This is a genomic window from Microcystis sp. LE19-195.1E, from assembly GCF_027532095.1.
Classification (GTDB): Bacteria; Cyanobacteriota; Cyanobacteriia; order Cyanobacteriales; family Microcystaceae; genus Microcystis; species Microcystis aeruginosa.
The window spans coordinates 1-16,672 of record NZ_JAPZSZ010000279.1; the positions used below are offsets into that span (position 1 = coordinate 1).

A 16,672-nucleotide genomic window follows, 5' to 3' on the forward strand; every position below is an offset into this window, starting at 1 on the left:
AGGCCGAATTTGAATTCTTTTCTGAACAAAACCCCCTACTATCTGTTGTCAAGGTTCAGTTTTTAGCTTGGTTATCGCTTTTTCCATTGTAGCTTAAAGCCGTCCTAAAAGGACGGGGTTTTAACCCAAATTTTCGATAAATCGCGTCTTTGCAGATTAGCCACCTGAAAATTGATGTTTGTGCCAATTGCGGGGATGAGCCTTTTTCTGTCAACTCTTGAGGTTGACGCGTTTCATTTTTGAATTGGCGGATGGTATAAAAGTAGAATAGAGAGATTATACTGAGTATAGAAAAATTACAGCTTTGTTTCTAAAGATGAAGTGTAACCTAATTTGGTATCGAATCCTGACGACCGGCTCCCCAAAACGAAAACTGTGTACTTCACCATTAAGATAACTGCTATAAGATGAATTTATTAGAAGAAGTTAAGGCAAAAACTAAAGAATTTCGTACCGATAACTATCCTATGTCAATCGGAGAGATTATTAGTCTTTATAATAACAAAGAAATGACAATTAATCCAGATTTTCAAAGATATTTTCGTTGGACAATAGCCCAAAAAAGCCGATTTATAGAATCGATACTATTAGGAATTCCTATTCCCTCTATTTTTGTCTATCAGAGAGAAGAAGATAGTGTTTGGGAATTGGTGGATGGATTACAAAGGATTTCAACAATTTTGGAATTTGTTGGCGATTTAAGAGATGAGGACGATGAAACTAAGAAAAAACCGAAACTGGTGCTTCAAGGTACTAACTTATTACCTAGCTTAAACGGAGTTATGTGGGAAGGTGCAGAGGAAGGAGAGTATAATTTGCCCCCATCTCTAAAAATAGATTTCAAAAGAGCGAAAATACAGGTTCAGATTATCCAAAAAGAATCGGATAAAAATGCTAAGTTTGAAGTTTTTCATCGTTTAAATACTGGTGGCTCTTTTTTATCTTATCAAGAGGTGCGTAATTGTCTTTTGATTATGCTAGATAAAAGCCTATATAAGTGGTTAGAAGACTTGGCAGAAAATGAGAACTTTAAAAATTGTATTTCCCTATCCGAGCGATTAAGACAAGAACGCTACGACTTGGAACTAATTCTTAAATATTTTGCCCTGTCTTCTCCCACATTTGGTCCAACATCATTGAACAAAAAAGAGGTTAATGAATATTTGACTGACTATTTGATAAAATTATGCAATTCCATCACTTTTGATCGTGTGTTAGAGCAAGAAAAATTCGCTAAAATGTTTTTATTGCTTGATCAAGCGACGAATGAAGATACTTTTACCAAATATGATGAAACAAGATTCAAGGGGAAATTTCTCGATTCTGCTTATGAAGCGATCACTACAGGATTACGAGAAAATATTGATGATTACTCTGCTCAAGATATTGAACTGCTAAAAACAAAAATTCAGGAAATGTGGTCAGAATCTGACTTTATTTCTAACATCGGTACAGGATCGAGAGCTAGAACTAGAATGCACAAAATGATTGAATTTGGCAAAAAATATTTTAAAAAGTAATGAGTAAAGATAATAGAACTATCGAAATTCTCCAGAAAAACTTAGATGAAGATATGGCATGGCGAATCAGAGAACTTAGTATTTTAAAAACTAAAATTCCTCCACAAAAAGGAACTGAGCAAGATGTATTAATTAGAGCCGGAATAACCACTCTCTATGCCCATTGGGAAGGTTTTATTAAATATGCAGCAGAATGTTATTTGCAGTTTGTTTCCTTAAGAAAATTAAATTATCATCAACTGGATTACTGTTTCGTTGCCCTTAGTTCTAGAAAATCTATAAATGAGTTAATAAAAACCAATAAATTTAAGTTACAAAAAGAGATGATCAAAAATTTACTTGATAACCTAGAAAATAGAGCTTATATACCCTACGAAAATATTATTAACACCAAATCTAATCTCAATTTTGAAGTTTTCACTGATATCTGTACTATTCTAGGAATTGATGATAGTGATTATCAACTGCGGCAGAAAGCTATTGATGAACAACTTCTCACCCAAAGAAATAAAATTGCTCATGGCAAGTATTTAACTATCGATTATGAAGAATACATCAATACTTATAATTTAGTAATTAAATTAATCAGAGATTTTAAAGATGATCTATTAAATGCCGCCGTGACAGAACAGTATAAAAAAGTCAAGAGTATATAGGGTTAATAAGCTATTATACACAGAAAAAAAGTTGATAGAACCAAAACGGTCTATCAACTCTTAAAATTATCTATTCAAGAACTAAAAATTAACGTTCTTGAAAGACAATTTTTTTGTCCAGGGAAGGACGGTTATTCGACTTAGAAGGATACTTATTGCCACCACTGCGGGGAGTTTTATTAATCACCGGTTTACTGCTCGTCGCTGCGGGAACTTCCCAATCGGTTTTCATCCACTGGGGACAATTTTGATCGTAGATCATTTGCAGGGCAGCCGCCGCGATCGCTTGGGGATCGTATTCTTCACTTAAATCCCGCACTAAAGGCAAGAAAGAAGCCATACGTTCCCCCGATAAAGCCTCTTTTAGCTGATTTTGCAGCTTGGCCAGGCGTTTTGCTTCTACTTCGGTGCGGCTAGGAATGGGACTAGATTCCAGACGTTGACGCAGACGCTGTTCAATCTGACGCAACAAACGCCGATCGATCGGTTCTACTAAAGATATAGCAGTTCCCGTTTTACCGGCGCGGCCCGTGCGGCCAATGCGGTGAATATAGGTTTCGGCATTATCCGGCAGATCATAGTTAATAACGTGGCTGAGATTTTCCACATCTAGACCGCGGGCTGCGATATCCGTGGCTACCACTAATTTAATTTTGCCCTCGCGGAAACGTTGCACCAGTCGTTCCCGTTGCACTTGGCTTAAGTTACCGTGGTATTCATCCACCGTTTGCCCCGCTTCTTGCAGTTTGCTGGTTAATTCGGCCGCGGTTTGCTTGGTGCGGACGAAAATAATCGCCGATTCTAGGGGTTCGATCTCTAACAGGGGTTGCAGGACTTTTAATTTCGTCCAACCGCGAGGGATCAGATAAATTTTCTGCTCGATCTTAGCAGGAGCGGCCTGGGGTTGAGAAACCGTCACAGAAACGGGAGATTTCAAGAAATTAGCGATTAAATCGCGGATTTCCCGGGGCATAGTTGCCGAGAAACAGGCGGTTTGACGGGTGGAGGGGGATGCTTGCAGAATTTTCTTAACATCATCGATAAAACCCATACTGAGCATTTCGTCCGCTTCATCGAGGACTACCCAGTTTAGGGATTCTAGATGGAGTTTTTTGCGATCGAGCAGATCGATTACCCGGCCGGGAGTCCCGACCACAATCTGGACACCTTTTTCCAGACTGCGGATCTGACGTTCCATGGATTGACCACCACAGACTGTCAGGATAAAGAGACGACGATCATCAGAGAAATCTTTGATGGCGCTGGCTACCTGTTGGGCTAATTCCCGGGTGGGGGTGAGGATTAAAGCTTGAACGTTAGGATTTTTGGTGTCCATGCGTTCCAGTAAAGGCAGGGAATAGGCGGCGGTTTTGCCGGTTCCCGTTTGTGACATTCCTACCATGTCATGCCCTTCTAGAAGGAGAGGGATGGCTTTGGTTTGAATTTCCGTGGGGGTGGTGAATCCAAGCGTTTCTAGGTGTTGAAGACGGCTATCGGATAAACCTAAATTGTTGAAACCAGTGGTCATAGGGATTGTTTTGTGGGAATTAAATAAGAAAAATGGAAAAATTAGACTATTTCGCCGTAGAGATCGTAGGTATCGGCCGCAGTGATTCGGACCTGTACGATCGCACCTAGAATCGCCTCCCCTGTCACATAAACCAAGCCATCCACTTCCGGGGAAAAACGAGCGGAGCGCCCGATTAATTCTCCTGTTTCTGGGTTTTCCTGTTCGATAAGAACATCGACAGTTTGACCGATATAAGCTTGATTTTTGCGTTCCGAGATCGGTTGCTGAGTTAACATCAACCTTTCGCGGCGTTCGTCCATAATTGCCTGTGGCACTGGATCGGGCAGGTCAAAAGCGGCTGTACCTTCTTCGGCGGAGAAGGTAAACACCCCGACGTGATCGAACTCATGACGCTTGACAAATTCCAGCAGATGGCTGAAATGTTCCTCGGTTTCTCCGGGGAAACCGACGATAAAAGTCGTTCGTAAAACCGCGTTCGGGATAGCTTGCTTGATCCGCTCGATAATGCCATCGTTGACTCGTCCTTGCCAGGGACGGTTCATCGCCCGCAGGATGTCGGGATGGGAATGTTGTAGCGGCAAGTCTAGATAGGGTAAAACATTCGGGCTCTCTCGGATCGCTTCGATAACCTTTGGCGTTAACCCGGTCGGGTAAGCGTAGTGAACGCGAATCCAAGGTATATCGACTTCTGCCAGCGCTCGCAAGAGTTCCGCTAATTTGGGTTCGCCATATAAGTCTAACCCATAATTGGTTGTTATTTGCGAAATGAGAATTAATTCTTGCACCCCTTGGCTGGCCAATTGTCGCGCTTCGGCCACAATGGACTCGATCGATCTCGATCGCTGATCGCCGCGCAGCTGGGGAATAATACAGAAAGCACAGCGATAATCGCAGCCTTCGGCCACCCGCAGATAGGCGACTCCCTCGCTGGTGGTGCGATAACGGGGCAGATTTTCGTCGGCGATAAAAGTGGGATCGGCGCTGACTTCCTTGACGCGTTCTCCCGTCTCTACCCGTTCGACGATCTCGACAATTTTCTGATAATCCCCCGTGCCGACAATGGCCACGGCTTCCGGCAATTCCGTCAGGAGTTCATCTTGGAAATGTTGGGCCATACAGCCGGAGATAATAATTTTTTTATTAGCTTCCGCCAGTTCCACGAGGGTGCGAACGGATTCTTCTCTAGCTGCTTGAATGAAACTACAGGTATTAACGATAACGTAATCGGCCAACTCCTCGTCATTATCTACGGGATAGCCGGCCTTGGCCAGCAGTCCTAACATATGCTCGGAGTCGATCCGGTTTTTCTCACAGCCTAAATGTGAGATAGCGATGGTTGGCTTATTGCCCATGCGATCGAGTATCAACCAAATCTTAAACTTCTCTTTTAATGTTAAGACATTGTGAACTACTCTCAACGGATTTGAGAGCTTCCTGCTTCAATGGGATGCGCTTTCTACCTCGAAAGATAGCAAGTCTTACCTTCCCTCACCTTGCAGGAGTCCTAGTTCCTAAGACCTACACTTTTTCTTGCAACACTACCCCCCGAAGCTCGGTTATCGCTTAAGGAATAGTGGTCAAGACCTGTTTATGATAACATAGTTTTTTGGAATTGTCTATATACAAAGTCAGCATTGATGAGGGGAACTGTGGGGCGAATTACTTCGCCCCTTGAAAAGCCCCGTCCCATCGCACTAAGCGCATCGGGACGAATGCTGGCACTAAGTTAAAATAATTTCCCCCCCGTGGAACCGTGGGTAGGCCTTCACCCTGTTAAAATGGGTGAGCGGCGCATGGTTGGGGACGCTAAGAGTAGTATACGCTGTGAACTTAATTGCAACTTTCAAGACAAAAAACCCGATTATTGGCGTGGTTCATCTCGCCCCCCTGCCCACTTCCCCCCGTTGGGGTGGCAGTCTCAAGACGGTGATCGAGCGGGCTGAACAGGAGGCGACGGCTTTGGCTGCCGGTGGTGTTGATGGTTTGATTATCGAGAATTTTTTTGATGCCCCCTTTACTAAGCAACAGGTGGATCCCGCCGTGGTTAGTGCCATGACTTTAATTGTTGATCGCATTAAAAATCTGGTGGTCCTACCGATTGGTCTTAATGTTCTCCGCAATGATGCCCATAGTGCCTTAGCGATCGCTACCTGTGTCAATGCCCAATTTATTCGGGTTAATGTGCTAACGGGGGTTATGGCCACCGATCAGGGCATTATTGAGGGTCAGGCCCACGAACTCCTGCGTTATCGCCGCGAATTGGGGTCTGAGGTCAAAATTTTAGCGGATGTTTTAGTTAAACACGCCCGCCCCTTGGGAACCCCTAATCTGACTACGGCAGTGCAAGATACGATCGAACGGGGACTGGCAGACGGGGTGATCCTCTCCGGTTGGGCCACCGGTAGCCCCCCTAGTTTTGAGGATTTGGAACTGGCAGTGGCGGCGGCCAAGGGAACACCGGTTTTTATCGGCAGCGGGGCTGATTTGGACAATATCGGGCAGTTGCTGCCGGCTGCTGATGGGGTGATCGTGGCTAGTTCCCTCAAGCGTCATGGCAAAATTACTGAACCGGTGGATCCGATTCGGGTGTCGCAATTTGTGGAAACGGCCCGGCAGATCAACGATCAAAAGGCAAAAATTAATAATTCTCTCCCTTCTTTGCCCCTGTCCACATAACCCCTTGCTAGAATGGCGGATAGTTTCAGGGGATAGCTATCCTAAGTTTTTAGGAATTGAAAACGTCCTAATTAACACAATATGGTTAGGGAATTTTTCCTTTCGACAAAGTACATTTCGATTTCTCTCCTGACTCCTGAATTCTGCTGTAATTTAATCTAAATAATATTATGCGTCGTCGTTCTGTACCTTGGATTCATCGCTACTCCCGGCCCCTAATTGGGGGCGTTTCGATCGTGGGGGCGATTCTGACTGGCTATTTAACCATTACCAAACTGACGGGAGGGGCTGCTGCCTGTACCGCCGGGGCTAGTGATGGGGCTGGTTGTAGTGGTGTTCTTAATAGTCCCTACGCTACGGTTTTCGGGCTGCCCTTGAGTTTGTTCGGTTTTTTGGCCTATATTGCCATGGCGGTTTTTGCCCTCAGCCCTCTATTTATTAATGGGGAAACTCAGAAAAATCTCCGCAAAAGTTTAGAAAATAATACTTGGTTATTGCTGTTAGCGGGGGCGACGGCGATGGCGGTATTTAGTGGTTATTTAATGTATATTCTAGCCACGGAATTAAAGGAATTGTGTCCCTACTGCATCACTTCGGCTTTGTTCGCTTTAACCCTATTAATTCTCACAATTATCGGTCGCGAATGGGAAGGTTTAGGACAAATTATACTGCCGATGGTTGTAGTGGCAATGATTACTTTTGTGGGAACTTTAGCGGTTTATGCGGGAGTAAATTCCCCGACGGTGGCAGGAGGAAAAGAAGAAATTACCCGGCCAATGACAGCGGCTAAACCTCCCTACGGTTGGGAAGTAACCACGGTTTCGGGAAAAGCAGAAATCGCCCTGGCTAAACATTTAAAAGCAATTGGTGCGAAGGAATACGGGGCTTTTTGGTGTCCCCACTGTTACGATCAAAAACAGTTATTTGGTAAGGAAGCGGGAGAAATCCTCAAAAAAGAAGGGGTTTATATCGAATGCGATCCCCAAGGGGTTAATGGTAATCCCCAAGCTTGTCGCGATGCCGGAATTAAAGGTTTTCCCACTTGGATTATTAAGGGTCAAGAATATTCGGGAACCCAAAGATTAGAGAAATTAGCGGAGGTTTCTGGTTATACCGGCCCGATGAATTTTAAATATACAGTTCCGGGACGCAATTAGGAAAGAGTTAAAAGTTATACTGGAGGCTGAACCTTGTTCAGCCTTTATTGTTGTTTATCAAGTTTAGCTAATGTGATTTATAATCAAGATGTAGATAAGTTGTTAATTATTGGTTATGACTCAGGTAAATCTACAAAAAGCCGCTAATATTCTCGGTGTAACTACCGCAGAAATACTAACATGGCAAAAGAAAAAATTAATCAAAGGTCAGAAAATAAATCAAGTTGATTGGTTATTTGATCTCGAGCAATTAACCAATCTTAAAAATAACCAATCCCCCGGAGAATTGAGAATTTTACAAACTGTTGAGCCAACTAATTACACGGTTATCGAATTATTTGCTGGCTGTGGTGGTATGGCTTTAGGTTTAGAAAATGCGGGACTAAAAACGCAATTACTGGTGGAAATTAATCAAGATTGTGTTAATACTTTAAGACTCAATCGACCGCAATGGAATGTTATAAATCAAGACATAAAAAAGATTAAATTTTCTGATTTTAGAGACAAAATAGATATTGTAGCTGGAGGTTTTCCCTGCCAACCTTTTAGTTATGCTGGGTTAGGAAAAGGATTAGAAGATTTGAGAGGGAGCCTATTTTTTGAGTTTGCTCGTTGTTTACAGGAAGTGCAACCTAAAATCGCTATGGCCGAAAATGTTCGAGGATTATTAAGCAATAAAAAAGGAGAAACCTTGCAATTAATGCTGGAAGCTTTACAGGAAATCGGTTATTATGCTGCTTATCAAGTTTTATCGGCTCAATTTCTCGATGTTCCCCAAAAAAGAGAAAGATTAATTATTATCGCCACCCGTCAAGACCTAAATATTAAACCCATTTTTCCCCAATATAGAAACTATACTATTTCTCTGAAAAAAGCCCTAGAGAATTGTCCCAGTTCTCCAGGAGTAGAATATAAAGAAAGAAAAAAAGAGATTATGTCCTTAGTTCCCGCAGGAGGAAATTGGCGGAATTTGCCGATGGATATTCAAAAAGAATATATGAAAAATAGTCTCAAAAATCACGGCGGACGGACAGGATATGCTAAAAGATTATCTTGGGATGAACCGGCTTTAACTATTACCTGTAGTCCGGCACAAACCCAAACAGAAAGATGTCATCCCCAAGAAACTCGTCCTTTGACTGTGAGAGAATATGCACGAGTGCAGTCCTTTCCCGATGATTGGCAATTTACCGGTAATTTAACCTCTCAATATCGACAGATTGGTAACGCGGTTCCCGTTAATATGGCCTATCATCTTGGTGGCTGTTTAATTAATATGTTGCAGGGGGATTATCTGGGGGAAACACAGCCAAAAACCGAACAGTTAAGCATTCCGGGGTTAGAAGTTAATTAATTTTGACTAAAAGTAAATAGTTTTTACCTAATCAGCAATAGCTGGAGAAAAATTAAGTAGCTAGATACAATTAATCACACATATCTAACTACTTCTTGCCTGAGTTCCTATCCTCAGCCAGAAATTGATTTTGTCGGATTTTACTGTCTGGAGTCTGTAGGGTTGATTCATGAATCAACCCTACCCCGGCAGCAATTGATTTTGTCCGATTTTACTGTGCGGGGGGAATAACTTCTAACGGAATACTTTCAGTTTCTCCATCTTTAGATGGATTGACATCGGGACTTTTTTCTGCATCTGGAGTTTTTTCCACCGCTTTGGTTTCCGGGGTGGGGGGATTTTCGGGGGGTACTTCTGGACTGGGGTTCTTTTCCGGGATGGGGGTGAATTCCACCGGGGTTTCGCTTTCAGGAGACGGGGAAACTTCGGGGGAAGGTTCGCTATTACGGGTAGTTTCCGGGGGAGTTTCTTCTATCCGGGGAGATTCTGGGGTAGTTGCGGGGGTAGTTGCGGGGGTATCTTCGCTGGTTTTTTGTTCTTCCCGGGGACAGGCTGCCGATTCTAAACCGAGACGACATCGGACTTCCTCCCGTCCCAAAGACACGGCAATTCCCGACACCGACATTAACAAAGCTAGGATGGGTAAGATATTGTTCATAAAATTAGACTTGATTCTACTCCTCGACATCACATTGTCTATTTTAGATAGGATCGAACTGATATTGAGAACCCTTTGGCCCCTCATTGCCGCGATTAGCACGCACCAAGGGAACTTGGTTAAAAATGTTAAAATCCGTGGTGCTTCCCTGCAAGGTGATTCCTCGATTTAAAGTTTCGACTACAGTAGCACGGTCAGAACTTTTAGCGATCGCTTCTCCTAATACTTTCATGCTATCGTAGGCGGTAGCAGTACGCCAACTGACGCGACCGCGCCAACTTTTCAGCGCATCTTTGGCAAAAGGATCCGTTGCTTGGAAACTCCAAGGTACTGCTAGAACTAATCCGTCGATGCTATCCGCTCCTTGAATGAGGATATCGGGTGTATAAAGTTCATTTCCGCCTAATAAGAGCATTCCAGACGATTCTTGGGCAATGGCCACGGCTTGATCTATGCGATCGCCGTCTTTACTCAAGGCCAAAAATACCACCCTAGCGCCGGCTTGTCTTGCCTGATCTATGGCGGTTTTAGCGTTAAAATTGGCTTTGGTGGTGTCTATTTCCTTAACTATCTTGCCTCCCGGTTCTTTTATCGCTTTAGCAAAGGAATCCTTTAATTTTTGACTATAGGGACTATCGGAATTATAAAAAAGAACCACTGACGGAGAATTCTCTTGCTTACTAGCATAATTAGCCAAAGTTTTGGCCACTGCTTCCAGATAACTGCCTAAAACTTCCTGAGATTTATCCTTAAGGGGAATAGTTTTCAGGGTTGATTTTCCCGTTTGACTAACACTGGTAGTCAGGGGAGAAAGAATCGCTAATCCTTCTTTTTCGTAACTTTCAATCGCTTTTTGACTAAAAGGATCGATTCCGTGGCCCATAACTGCTAAAACTTGACCGGATTGAATCAGATCATCAGCGATCGCCTTTGATTGTAACCCACCACCATCATTAGCGATGACTATTTCCAAAGGATTACCCGGATTAGAATTATTAAACTCCTCTTGATACCTTGCCACACCTCGGAGAATTTCCTTGGCGCTGTTGGGGTCGTTAGCGATGGGGACAACAACGGCTATAGTATTTTGATTACCTTTTTGTCTAGCTTTGGCGTTATTGTAATAGATTTTGCCTTCCGGATCGTTTGCTTGGGGAGTAGCTGCTAGTTGATAATCTGCGATCGCATTTGCCCAATCTTCTTTTTTAAAGGCCGCTGCGCCTTTTTCTTTGTTAGGAGTGGAATTAAGCAGTATTTTCTCACCTTGGCTAAATAAATCGGGATTTTTAGCCGTATTACTCACAAAAGTTGCCTTGGTTTGCTTGTCTGGGGTTTCTTCCAGGACAACTTGGGGAGTATCGGGTTTGGGAATCACCATTTGCAATAGACTCCAACCCCCTAAACCTGCGGTTAAAGCGGTAATTATCAAAGCGAAGGGAAGTAACCAGTTCGATTTTTGGCCAACTCTCGTTGTACCCCCCGGGGAGACCACAACCGTGGTTTTAACTGTCGTTGTTACGGGATCCATCGCTTCCCTAGGTAGGCCACAGATAGGACAATCAGGAGTAGTATTTTCGCAGGGTTCATGACCTCCCGCAATCGCTTGCGGATAAGTTTTACCATCTTTAGGGATACCGTCACATTGCCAAGTAGTCATAATCAGTTATCAGTTATCAGTTATCAGTTATCAGTTATCAGTGGGTAAGTTATCAGTGGGTAAGTTATCAGATTTGAGTTTTAAGTGAGCAGTATGTGTTAAGTGAGCAGTATTAAATAGAAGTTTCCTGCTGTCTTTTTACTGTTTACTGTTTACTGATCACTGATTACTGTTTACTGTTTACTGGTCACTGTTTGAGGACGTTGTCGTAAGCTTTGGAAATAGAGGCCACCGATAAGCAGTAAAAAGAGGATATAGGCAACAATTTGACTGATATAGAGGTTTTGACGATAACCAAACAGGGATTTAAGGAGGAGTCCAGGGAAAGTGCGATCGCTCAAAATTTGGGAACCGTCCCAAACTTGAAAACCGAGAAGACAGGAGGAGGGGAGAGAAGGACAGAAATGGCGATAAAAAGGGTCAATTTCACTTAAAAGACCGATTCCAGCGTCGATATGTTTCAAAACACCGATGAGTAATCCCGCAACGATTAAGAGGAGGAAAGTCCCCATAATTTGGAAAAAGAGACGGATATTGATTTTTACTCCCCCCGCAAATAGGAGAGTTCCCAACAAAGTCGCCACACTTAACCCCGCTATCGCACCGAACGTTTGTATCTGCCAATCTTTTTGGAATTGGGCCAGGATAAAGAGGACAGTTTCAAATCCCTCTCGCAAGACAGCGATAAAAACGAGCAGAAAAATCGCTTTTCCTGCCCCATTTTCCGATTTTAAACCCGCTTTTACCGCACTTTCTACCTCAGATTTCAAAGATTTGGCCTGTTGAGTCATCCAAATTAACATCCAACTCAACATCAAGACGGCAATCAGTCCAAAAGTGGCGGCCAGTAATTCCTTGATTATTGGTACAGATGGACTAGGAGAGGCATCCACTTGCAAAAGGATTCCCCCTAGCAAAATACCGACCAAAACACTAGCCACCACTCCCGCACCAATACCACGATACACCCATGAGTTAAGTTGCGATCGACCCGATTTTTGTAAACAAGCGAGGACAATTCCCACCACTAAAGCGGCCTCGAAACCTTCCCGGAGAGTGATAATAAAAGTGGGTAAAGCGGAACTAAGATTCATAAGCTAGTGGATAAACTCTAGCTTGATCCTAGCTTAAGCAAAATCCCGCAGCATCTTGCGAATTTCCAGATTGTGTAATTCTTCTTGTCCGATCATACCGCGAGCGAATTCTTCTAGGTAAATACTGGCATCTTCGACGGTTTCTAGGAGTGCTTTGTACAAATCAAGGGATTTTTTCTCATGATTGAGGCTCTCACTCAAGATTGCTTTGATATTATGTTCATAGCTTTCCTCGATTGGGGCAATTTTTAAGCTAGGATGACCTTCTAAACCGGTGAGAATTTCCCCAACTTGTTGCGCGTGGGTGAGGGACTCCGTGGCCTGAGTCTGGAAAAATTGGACGATGGGGATGCGATGGGGACCTGTCACCATCAGGGAATAGTGGGTGTAACGGACAACTCCCGCTAGTTCAAATTCCATGATTTCGTTCAGTTGTTCGATGGTTTTGTCTCTGTCTAGTTCTCGCATAAGATTCTCAATAATTTTTCTCTAATTGCAATTGTAGCTAATCCAGACTGGCTGAATAAATCTAAAAACCTTGTTGGCTAATATTTTTAGGCTTTTTTGCCATCAAAAAAGTGCTAGATATTGGAGCAATCGGGGGGAAGTTTTCGGCACTTTTTCCCTGAAAATGCCGAAAATTCCACACACCCCACGACAAACCCTTTCAGCAAACCCTAGGTGCTGCAAAAAGACTTTAGCTGGGGGAATAGCAACTCAAGAGGTCATTAAAGGTTTCATTTTGCCTTAAACCATCGAAAACAAAGTTATTACGCACTAATTCGCCACATATATCCGGTTCTATGTCTAGAGCTTCCCGTAAACAGTCGATCGCTTTTTGTTGTTGACCGAGGGCGGCATAACAGCAGGCGGCATTATACCACGCATAGCGATCATCTTGATCGATTTTTAATGATTCTTCATAACAGGCGATCGCTTCTGGTAAACGCTGTAATTCCTGTAAGATCACACCCTGTTGATACCAGGACCAGTAATCTTGCGGTCGGATATCGAGGGCGGTACGATAATTAAATAAAGCCTCTTGGGGATTGCCCCAATCCCGGAAAGCGTCGCCGCGACGATACCAGGCCCAATAATCCCGGGGTCGCGCCCCCAAGGCCAGATCATAAAAAGTGATAGCGCGTTCGTAGTTTTTGAGCAATCGATAGGCCTCTCCTTGCCGGTAGGCGGCCCAATAGTCCCCCGGACTATGACTTAGGGCCCGTTGAAAACAAGCGATCGCTTTTTCGTAGTCCTTTAATTCCTGTAGATAAACACAACCTTGATCGTACCAAGCCCAATAGTTATCATCCTTTACCTGTGCGGCGTTAGCATAACTTTGAGCCGCTTCTTCATACATTCCCAAGTCTTCTAGTATCATACCCCTTTTGTACCATGCCCAATAATCATCTGGATAATATTCTAAGGCTTTTTCGTAGCTGATTAAGGCTCCAAAATAGTCCATTCTTTCTTTTAAAATATTGCCTTGGTCATACCAGTCCCGATAGGTATCTGGACGGCATTCGAGCGCTCGATAGACAGTGAGTAGATAGGTCATAGTTATTAATCTTTAACGGAGTCAGGAGTCGGTCGTCAGGAGGCAGGAGAATTAAGAATGAGCATTAATTAGGGCTGGCTGAATAAATGTGAAATGTAGGCAAGGTAAGGGTTTTGTGGCTTTACGAGCGAAACAGGTGCCAGATTTTGAGAGAATCATGCTTCAAAACCTTGTGTCTTCATCGGCCCGCGTCCTGTAGGGGCGAAGCATTCGGGCAATAACCTATCGGTGAAACCGTAGATTTTCTATCCGAATGCTTCGCCCCTACTTTTTGCCGCAAACCCTAATTAGAGCCGTCAGTCTTATCAGTTATCAGTTATCAGTGGGGGTGTTCGGTGGGCAGTGGGGGAAATGGCGATCGCAATTGATCGCCATTCCCCGTTATACTTTTAGAACAGATTCAGATCCGTTAAAGCGCCGAGACTGCTAGAGGAGACTAACTTGGCGTATTTGCCGAGAATTCCCGTTTTATAGCGTGGGGGGCGCGGTTGCCAATGGTTACGACGACGGACTAATTCTTCTTCCGATACATTTAAACTCAAGAGACGTTGACGAGCATCAATAGTGATTTGATCCCCTTCCTCTACTAGGGCAATTGTACCACCCACCGCCGCTTCCGGAGCGACGTGACCGACCACCATGCCATAGGTTCCCCCGGAAAAACGACCATCGGTAATTAATCCCACGGAATCCCCTAAACCGGCGCCGATAATTGCCGAAGTGGGGGCTAACATTTCCCGCATACCCGGTCCGCCTACTGGTCCCTCGTAACGGACAACCACCACATCCCCGGCTTGAATTTTTCCCGCTAAAATTGCCTCTAAACAGGTTTCTTCCGACTCAAACACCCGCGCCGGTCCGGTGATTACCGGAGTTTTCACGCCGCTAATTTTGGCCACCGCCCCCTCCGTGGCCAGATTTCCTTTTAAAATGGCTAAATGACCCTCTTTATAGACAGGATTGCTAAAAGGACGGATAACGTCTTGGCCTGAGGGCGGTTGGTCGGGAATATCGGCTAAAATCTCGGCGATAGTCTGACCGCTAATGGTGAGAGCATCCCCGTGTAGTAAACCATTAACCAGGAGAATTTTCATCACTTGGGGAATACCGCCGGCTTTGTGCAGATCCACGGTAACGTAACGCCCGGAGGGTTTAAGATCGCAGATAACCGGTACTCGCTGCCGGATAGTTTCAAAATCATCGATCGATAATTCTACCCCGATGGTGCGGGAAATGGCTAAAAGGTGCAGCACAGCGTTAGTGGAACCTCCCACCGCCATAATTACCGAAATAGCGTTCTCAAAGGCTTTACGGGTCAAAATTTGGCTAGGGAGAATCTGTTTTCTAATCGCCTCGACCAAAACCTTGGCCGATTCTTCGGTACTATCGGCTTTTTCCGCATCTTCGGCGGCCATGGTCGAGGAATAGGGTAAACTCATGCCCATGGCTTCAAAAGCGGAAGACATGGTATTAGCAGTAAACATTCCACCACAGGAACCGGCCCCGGGGCAAGCGTTGCGTTCGATTCCGATGAGGTCTTCTTCACTGATTTTACCGGCGCTGTACTGTCCCACGGCTTCAAAGGAACTGACCACGGTTAAATCGCAATCTTTGTAGCGCCCCGGTTTAATCGTGCCACCATAGACGAAAATAGCGGGAATATTCATCCGGGCCATGGCAATCATTGCCCCCGGCATATTTTTGTCACAACCCCCGATAGCGAGGACTCCATCGAGACTTTGACCATTACAGACGGTTTCAATGGAATCGGCGATTACTTCCCTAGAAACGAGAGAATATTTCATCCCTTCTGTTCCCATGGAAATCCCGTCACTAATGGTGATAGTCCCGAAAAGTTGCGGCATTCCCCCCGCTAATCTGGTCCCTGCTTCGGCACGCATTGCTAAATCATTAATTCCCATGTTACAGGGGGTAATGGTGCTAAATCCGTTAGCGATGCCGATGATTGGTTTGCTAAAGTCCTCATCCCCAAAACCTACCGCTCTTAACATGGCCCGATTAGGACTGCGTTGGGTACCTTGGGTAACAATACGACTTCTGTAGTTATCTGCCATAACTTTATCTTTCTCCAATGGCGGCTGACGGGTGCGATCGCTGCTCAAGTTCTCCAATCGCACCTTTATTTCTATTTTCTGACTTTTGGCCGCTCTGAGCAGGTTTTAGGACAGTCCATGTCTAAAGAAAATATAAAACTGTGGGAGTAATGAACTATTCCCCACCGCTTCGCCAAGGGGCGAGTTTCTGACGCTTCTTTGTCGATGGTGGTTGGTGCGGACGGTAATGATTTGGTAGTAGTGGCGTAGCCCTCTTGCTTGAAGTGTGTAAAATATTTGTAATAAAAACAATTGGCTCAAATCAGTTTTTAATGAAGCGGTGTTATCATTTTAGCATACTTAACTCAGATAAACCATAAAGGCTCTCCTAGAGTAGTTATGTAAAAATAGTAACAATCAAGGAAGATATTGAGACTTAAAGTTATCTCAAAAAATAGTTAGAATCCTTGGTTTGACAAGAAGATAGAAACTGTTATAGGCTAAAAGACATAGCTCAAGCCGAGTCTAAACTTAACATTTTATTATATAGGAAGGGGTTATGCTGTCACTCCACTGGCAAAATTGAGATGCTTCCAGAAAATATTTAAGGTAAAATTAGATAAGCTTTTACGCATTTAAGTTACATTGACAGCATTACCCTTATTTTTAAGTTTTCTACTCCATTTAATAATCAATCCCCCTTCATTTAAAAGCTGATTGACTACTTTTTCCAGTTCTTCTTTATTTTCAAATTCTC

Annotated in this window: 13 protein-coding genes and 1 pseudogene; 5 read left to right on the top strand and 9 right to left on the bottom strand. The window is 43.9% G+C overall.

The genetic code is table 11. The features are described 5' to 3' along the window. Positions 1–407: 407 nt before the first annotated feature. Entirely contained in the window at positions 408–1,520 is a 1,113-nt protein-coding gene (locus tag O9300_RS15550) for a DUF262 domain-containing protein (RefSeq protein WP_287972608.1), read from the top strand. Next, complete coding sequence (locus tag O9300_RS15555) at positions 1,520–2,176, top strand: MAE_28990/MAE_18760 family HEPN-like nuclease (protein WP_287972610.1); 657 nt, start codon at positions 1,520–1,522, stop codon at positions 2,174–2,176. The genes O9300_RS15550 and O9300_RS15555 overlap by 1 nt, the downstream gene beginning before the upstream one ends. Positions 2,177–2,264: 88 nt before the next feature. Here the strand turns inward: O9300_RS15555 and O9300_RS15560 are convergent, their stop codons facing one another. Both O9300_RS15560 and rimO read right to left on the bottom strand, forming a co-directional pair. Continuing rightward, positions 2,265–3,704, bottom strand: coding sequence for a DEAD/DEAH box helicase (locus O9300_RS15560; RefSeq protein ID WP_287972612.1), 1,440 nt, complete (start codon positions 3,702–3,704; stop codon positions 2,265–2,267). Positions 3,705–3,745: 41 nt separating this feature from the next. Then, positions 3,746–5,059, bottom strand: coding sequence for a 30S ribosomal protein S12 methylthiotransferase RimO (gene rimO, locus O9300_RS15565; protein WP_287972623.1), 1,314 nt, complete (start codon positions 5,057–5,059; stop codon positions 3,746–3,748). 472 nt (positions 5,060–5,531) lie between these two features. Here rimO and btpA point away from each other — a divergent pair, with 472 nt between their 5' ends. The 3 genes from btpA to O9300_RS15580 all read left to right on the top strand — a co-directional run bounded on the left by btpA (position 5,532) and on the right by O9300_RS15580 (position 8,894). Then, a complete protein-coding gene (gene btpA / locus O9300_RS15570; protein WP_008198523.1) occupies positions 5,532–6,383 on the top strand; it encodes a photosystem I biogenesis protein BtpA in 852 nt (283 codons plus the stop codon). A gap of 170 nt (positions 6,384–6,553) precedes the next feature. Continuing rightward, complete coding sequence (locus O9300_RS15575) at positions 6,554–7,540, top strand: vitamin K epoxide reductase family protein (RefSeq protein ID WP_287972614.1); 987 nt, start codon at positions 6,554–6,556, stop codon at positions 7,538–7,540. A gap of 115 nt (positions 7,541–7,655) precedes the next feature. Next, positions 7,656–8,894, top strand: a complete 1,239-nt coding sequence (locus O9300_RS15580) for a DNA cytosine methyltransferase (protein ID WP_287972616.1) — start codon at positions 7,656–7,658, stop codon at positions 8,892–8,894. Between the two features lie 211 nt (positions 8,895–9,105). Here O9300_RS15580 and O9300_RS15585 read toward each other — a convergent pair whose 3' ends face one another. The 7 genes and pseudogenes from O9300_RS15585 to O9300_RS15615 all read right to left on the bottom strand — a co-directional run. Further along, on the bottom strand, positions 9,106–9,552 hold the full coding sequence (locus O9300_RS15585; RefSeq protein ID WP_287972619.1) for a hypothetical protein: 447 nt from the start codon (positions 9,550–9,552) through the stop codon (positions 9,106–9,108). Between the two features lie 43 nt (positions 9,553–9,595). After that, the gene (locus O9300_RS15590; protein ID WP_287972620.1) at positions 9,596–11,209 is read right to left on the bottom strand and encodes an ABC transporter substrate-binding protein; all 1,614 of its coding nucleotides are present in this window, start codon (positions 11,207–11,209) and stop codon (positions 9,596–9,598) included. Between the two features lie 173 nt (positions 11,210–11,382). Beyond that, a complete protein-coding gene (locus O9300_RS15595; RefSeq protein WP_287737978.1) occupies positions 11,383–12,303 on the bottom strand; it encodes an FTR1 family iron permease in 921 nt (306 codons plus the stop codon). 33 nt (positions 12,304–12,336) lie between these two features. Then, positions 12,337–12,771 (bottom strand): ferritin-like domain-containing protein, encoded by a 435-nt coding sequence (locus O9300_RS15600; RefSeq protein ID WP_002731529.1) that lies wholly within the window; start codon positions 12,769–12,771, stop codon positions 12,337–12,339. A gap of 229 nt (positions 12,772–13,000) precedes the next feature. Beyond that, the gene (locus O9300_RS15605) at positions 13,001–13,861 is read right to left on the bottom strand and encodes a tetratricopeptide repeat protein (protein ID WP_147072267.1); all 861 of its coding nucleotides are present in this window, start codon (positions 13,859–13,861) and stop codon (positions 13,001–13,003) included. Positions 13,862–14,250: 389 nt separating this feature from the next. After that, positions 14,251–15,936 carry a dihydroxy-acid dehydratase gene (gene ilvD, locus O9300_RS15610; protein WP_287972625.1) on the bottom strand — a complete coding sequence of 562 codons (1,686 nt, stop codon included), beginning with the start codon at positions 15,934–15,936 and terminating at the stop codon, positions 14,251–14,253. Positions 15,937–16,550: 614 nt separating this feature from the next. After that, positions 16,551–16,672 (bottom strand): annotated as a pseudogene (locus tag O9300_RS15615) (IS630 family transposase); the annotation flags it as partial.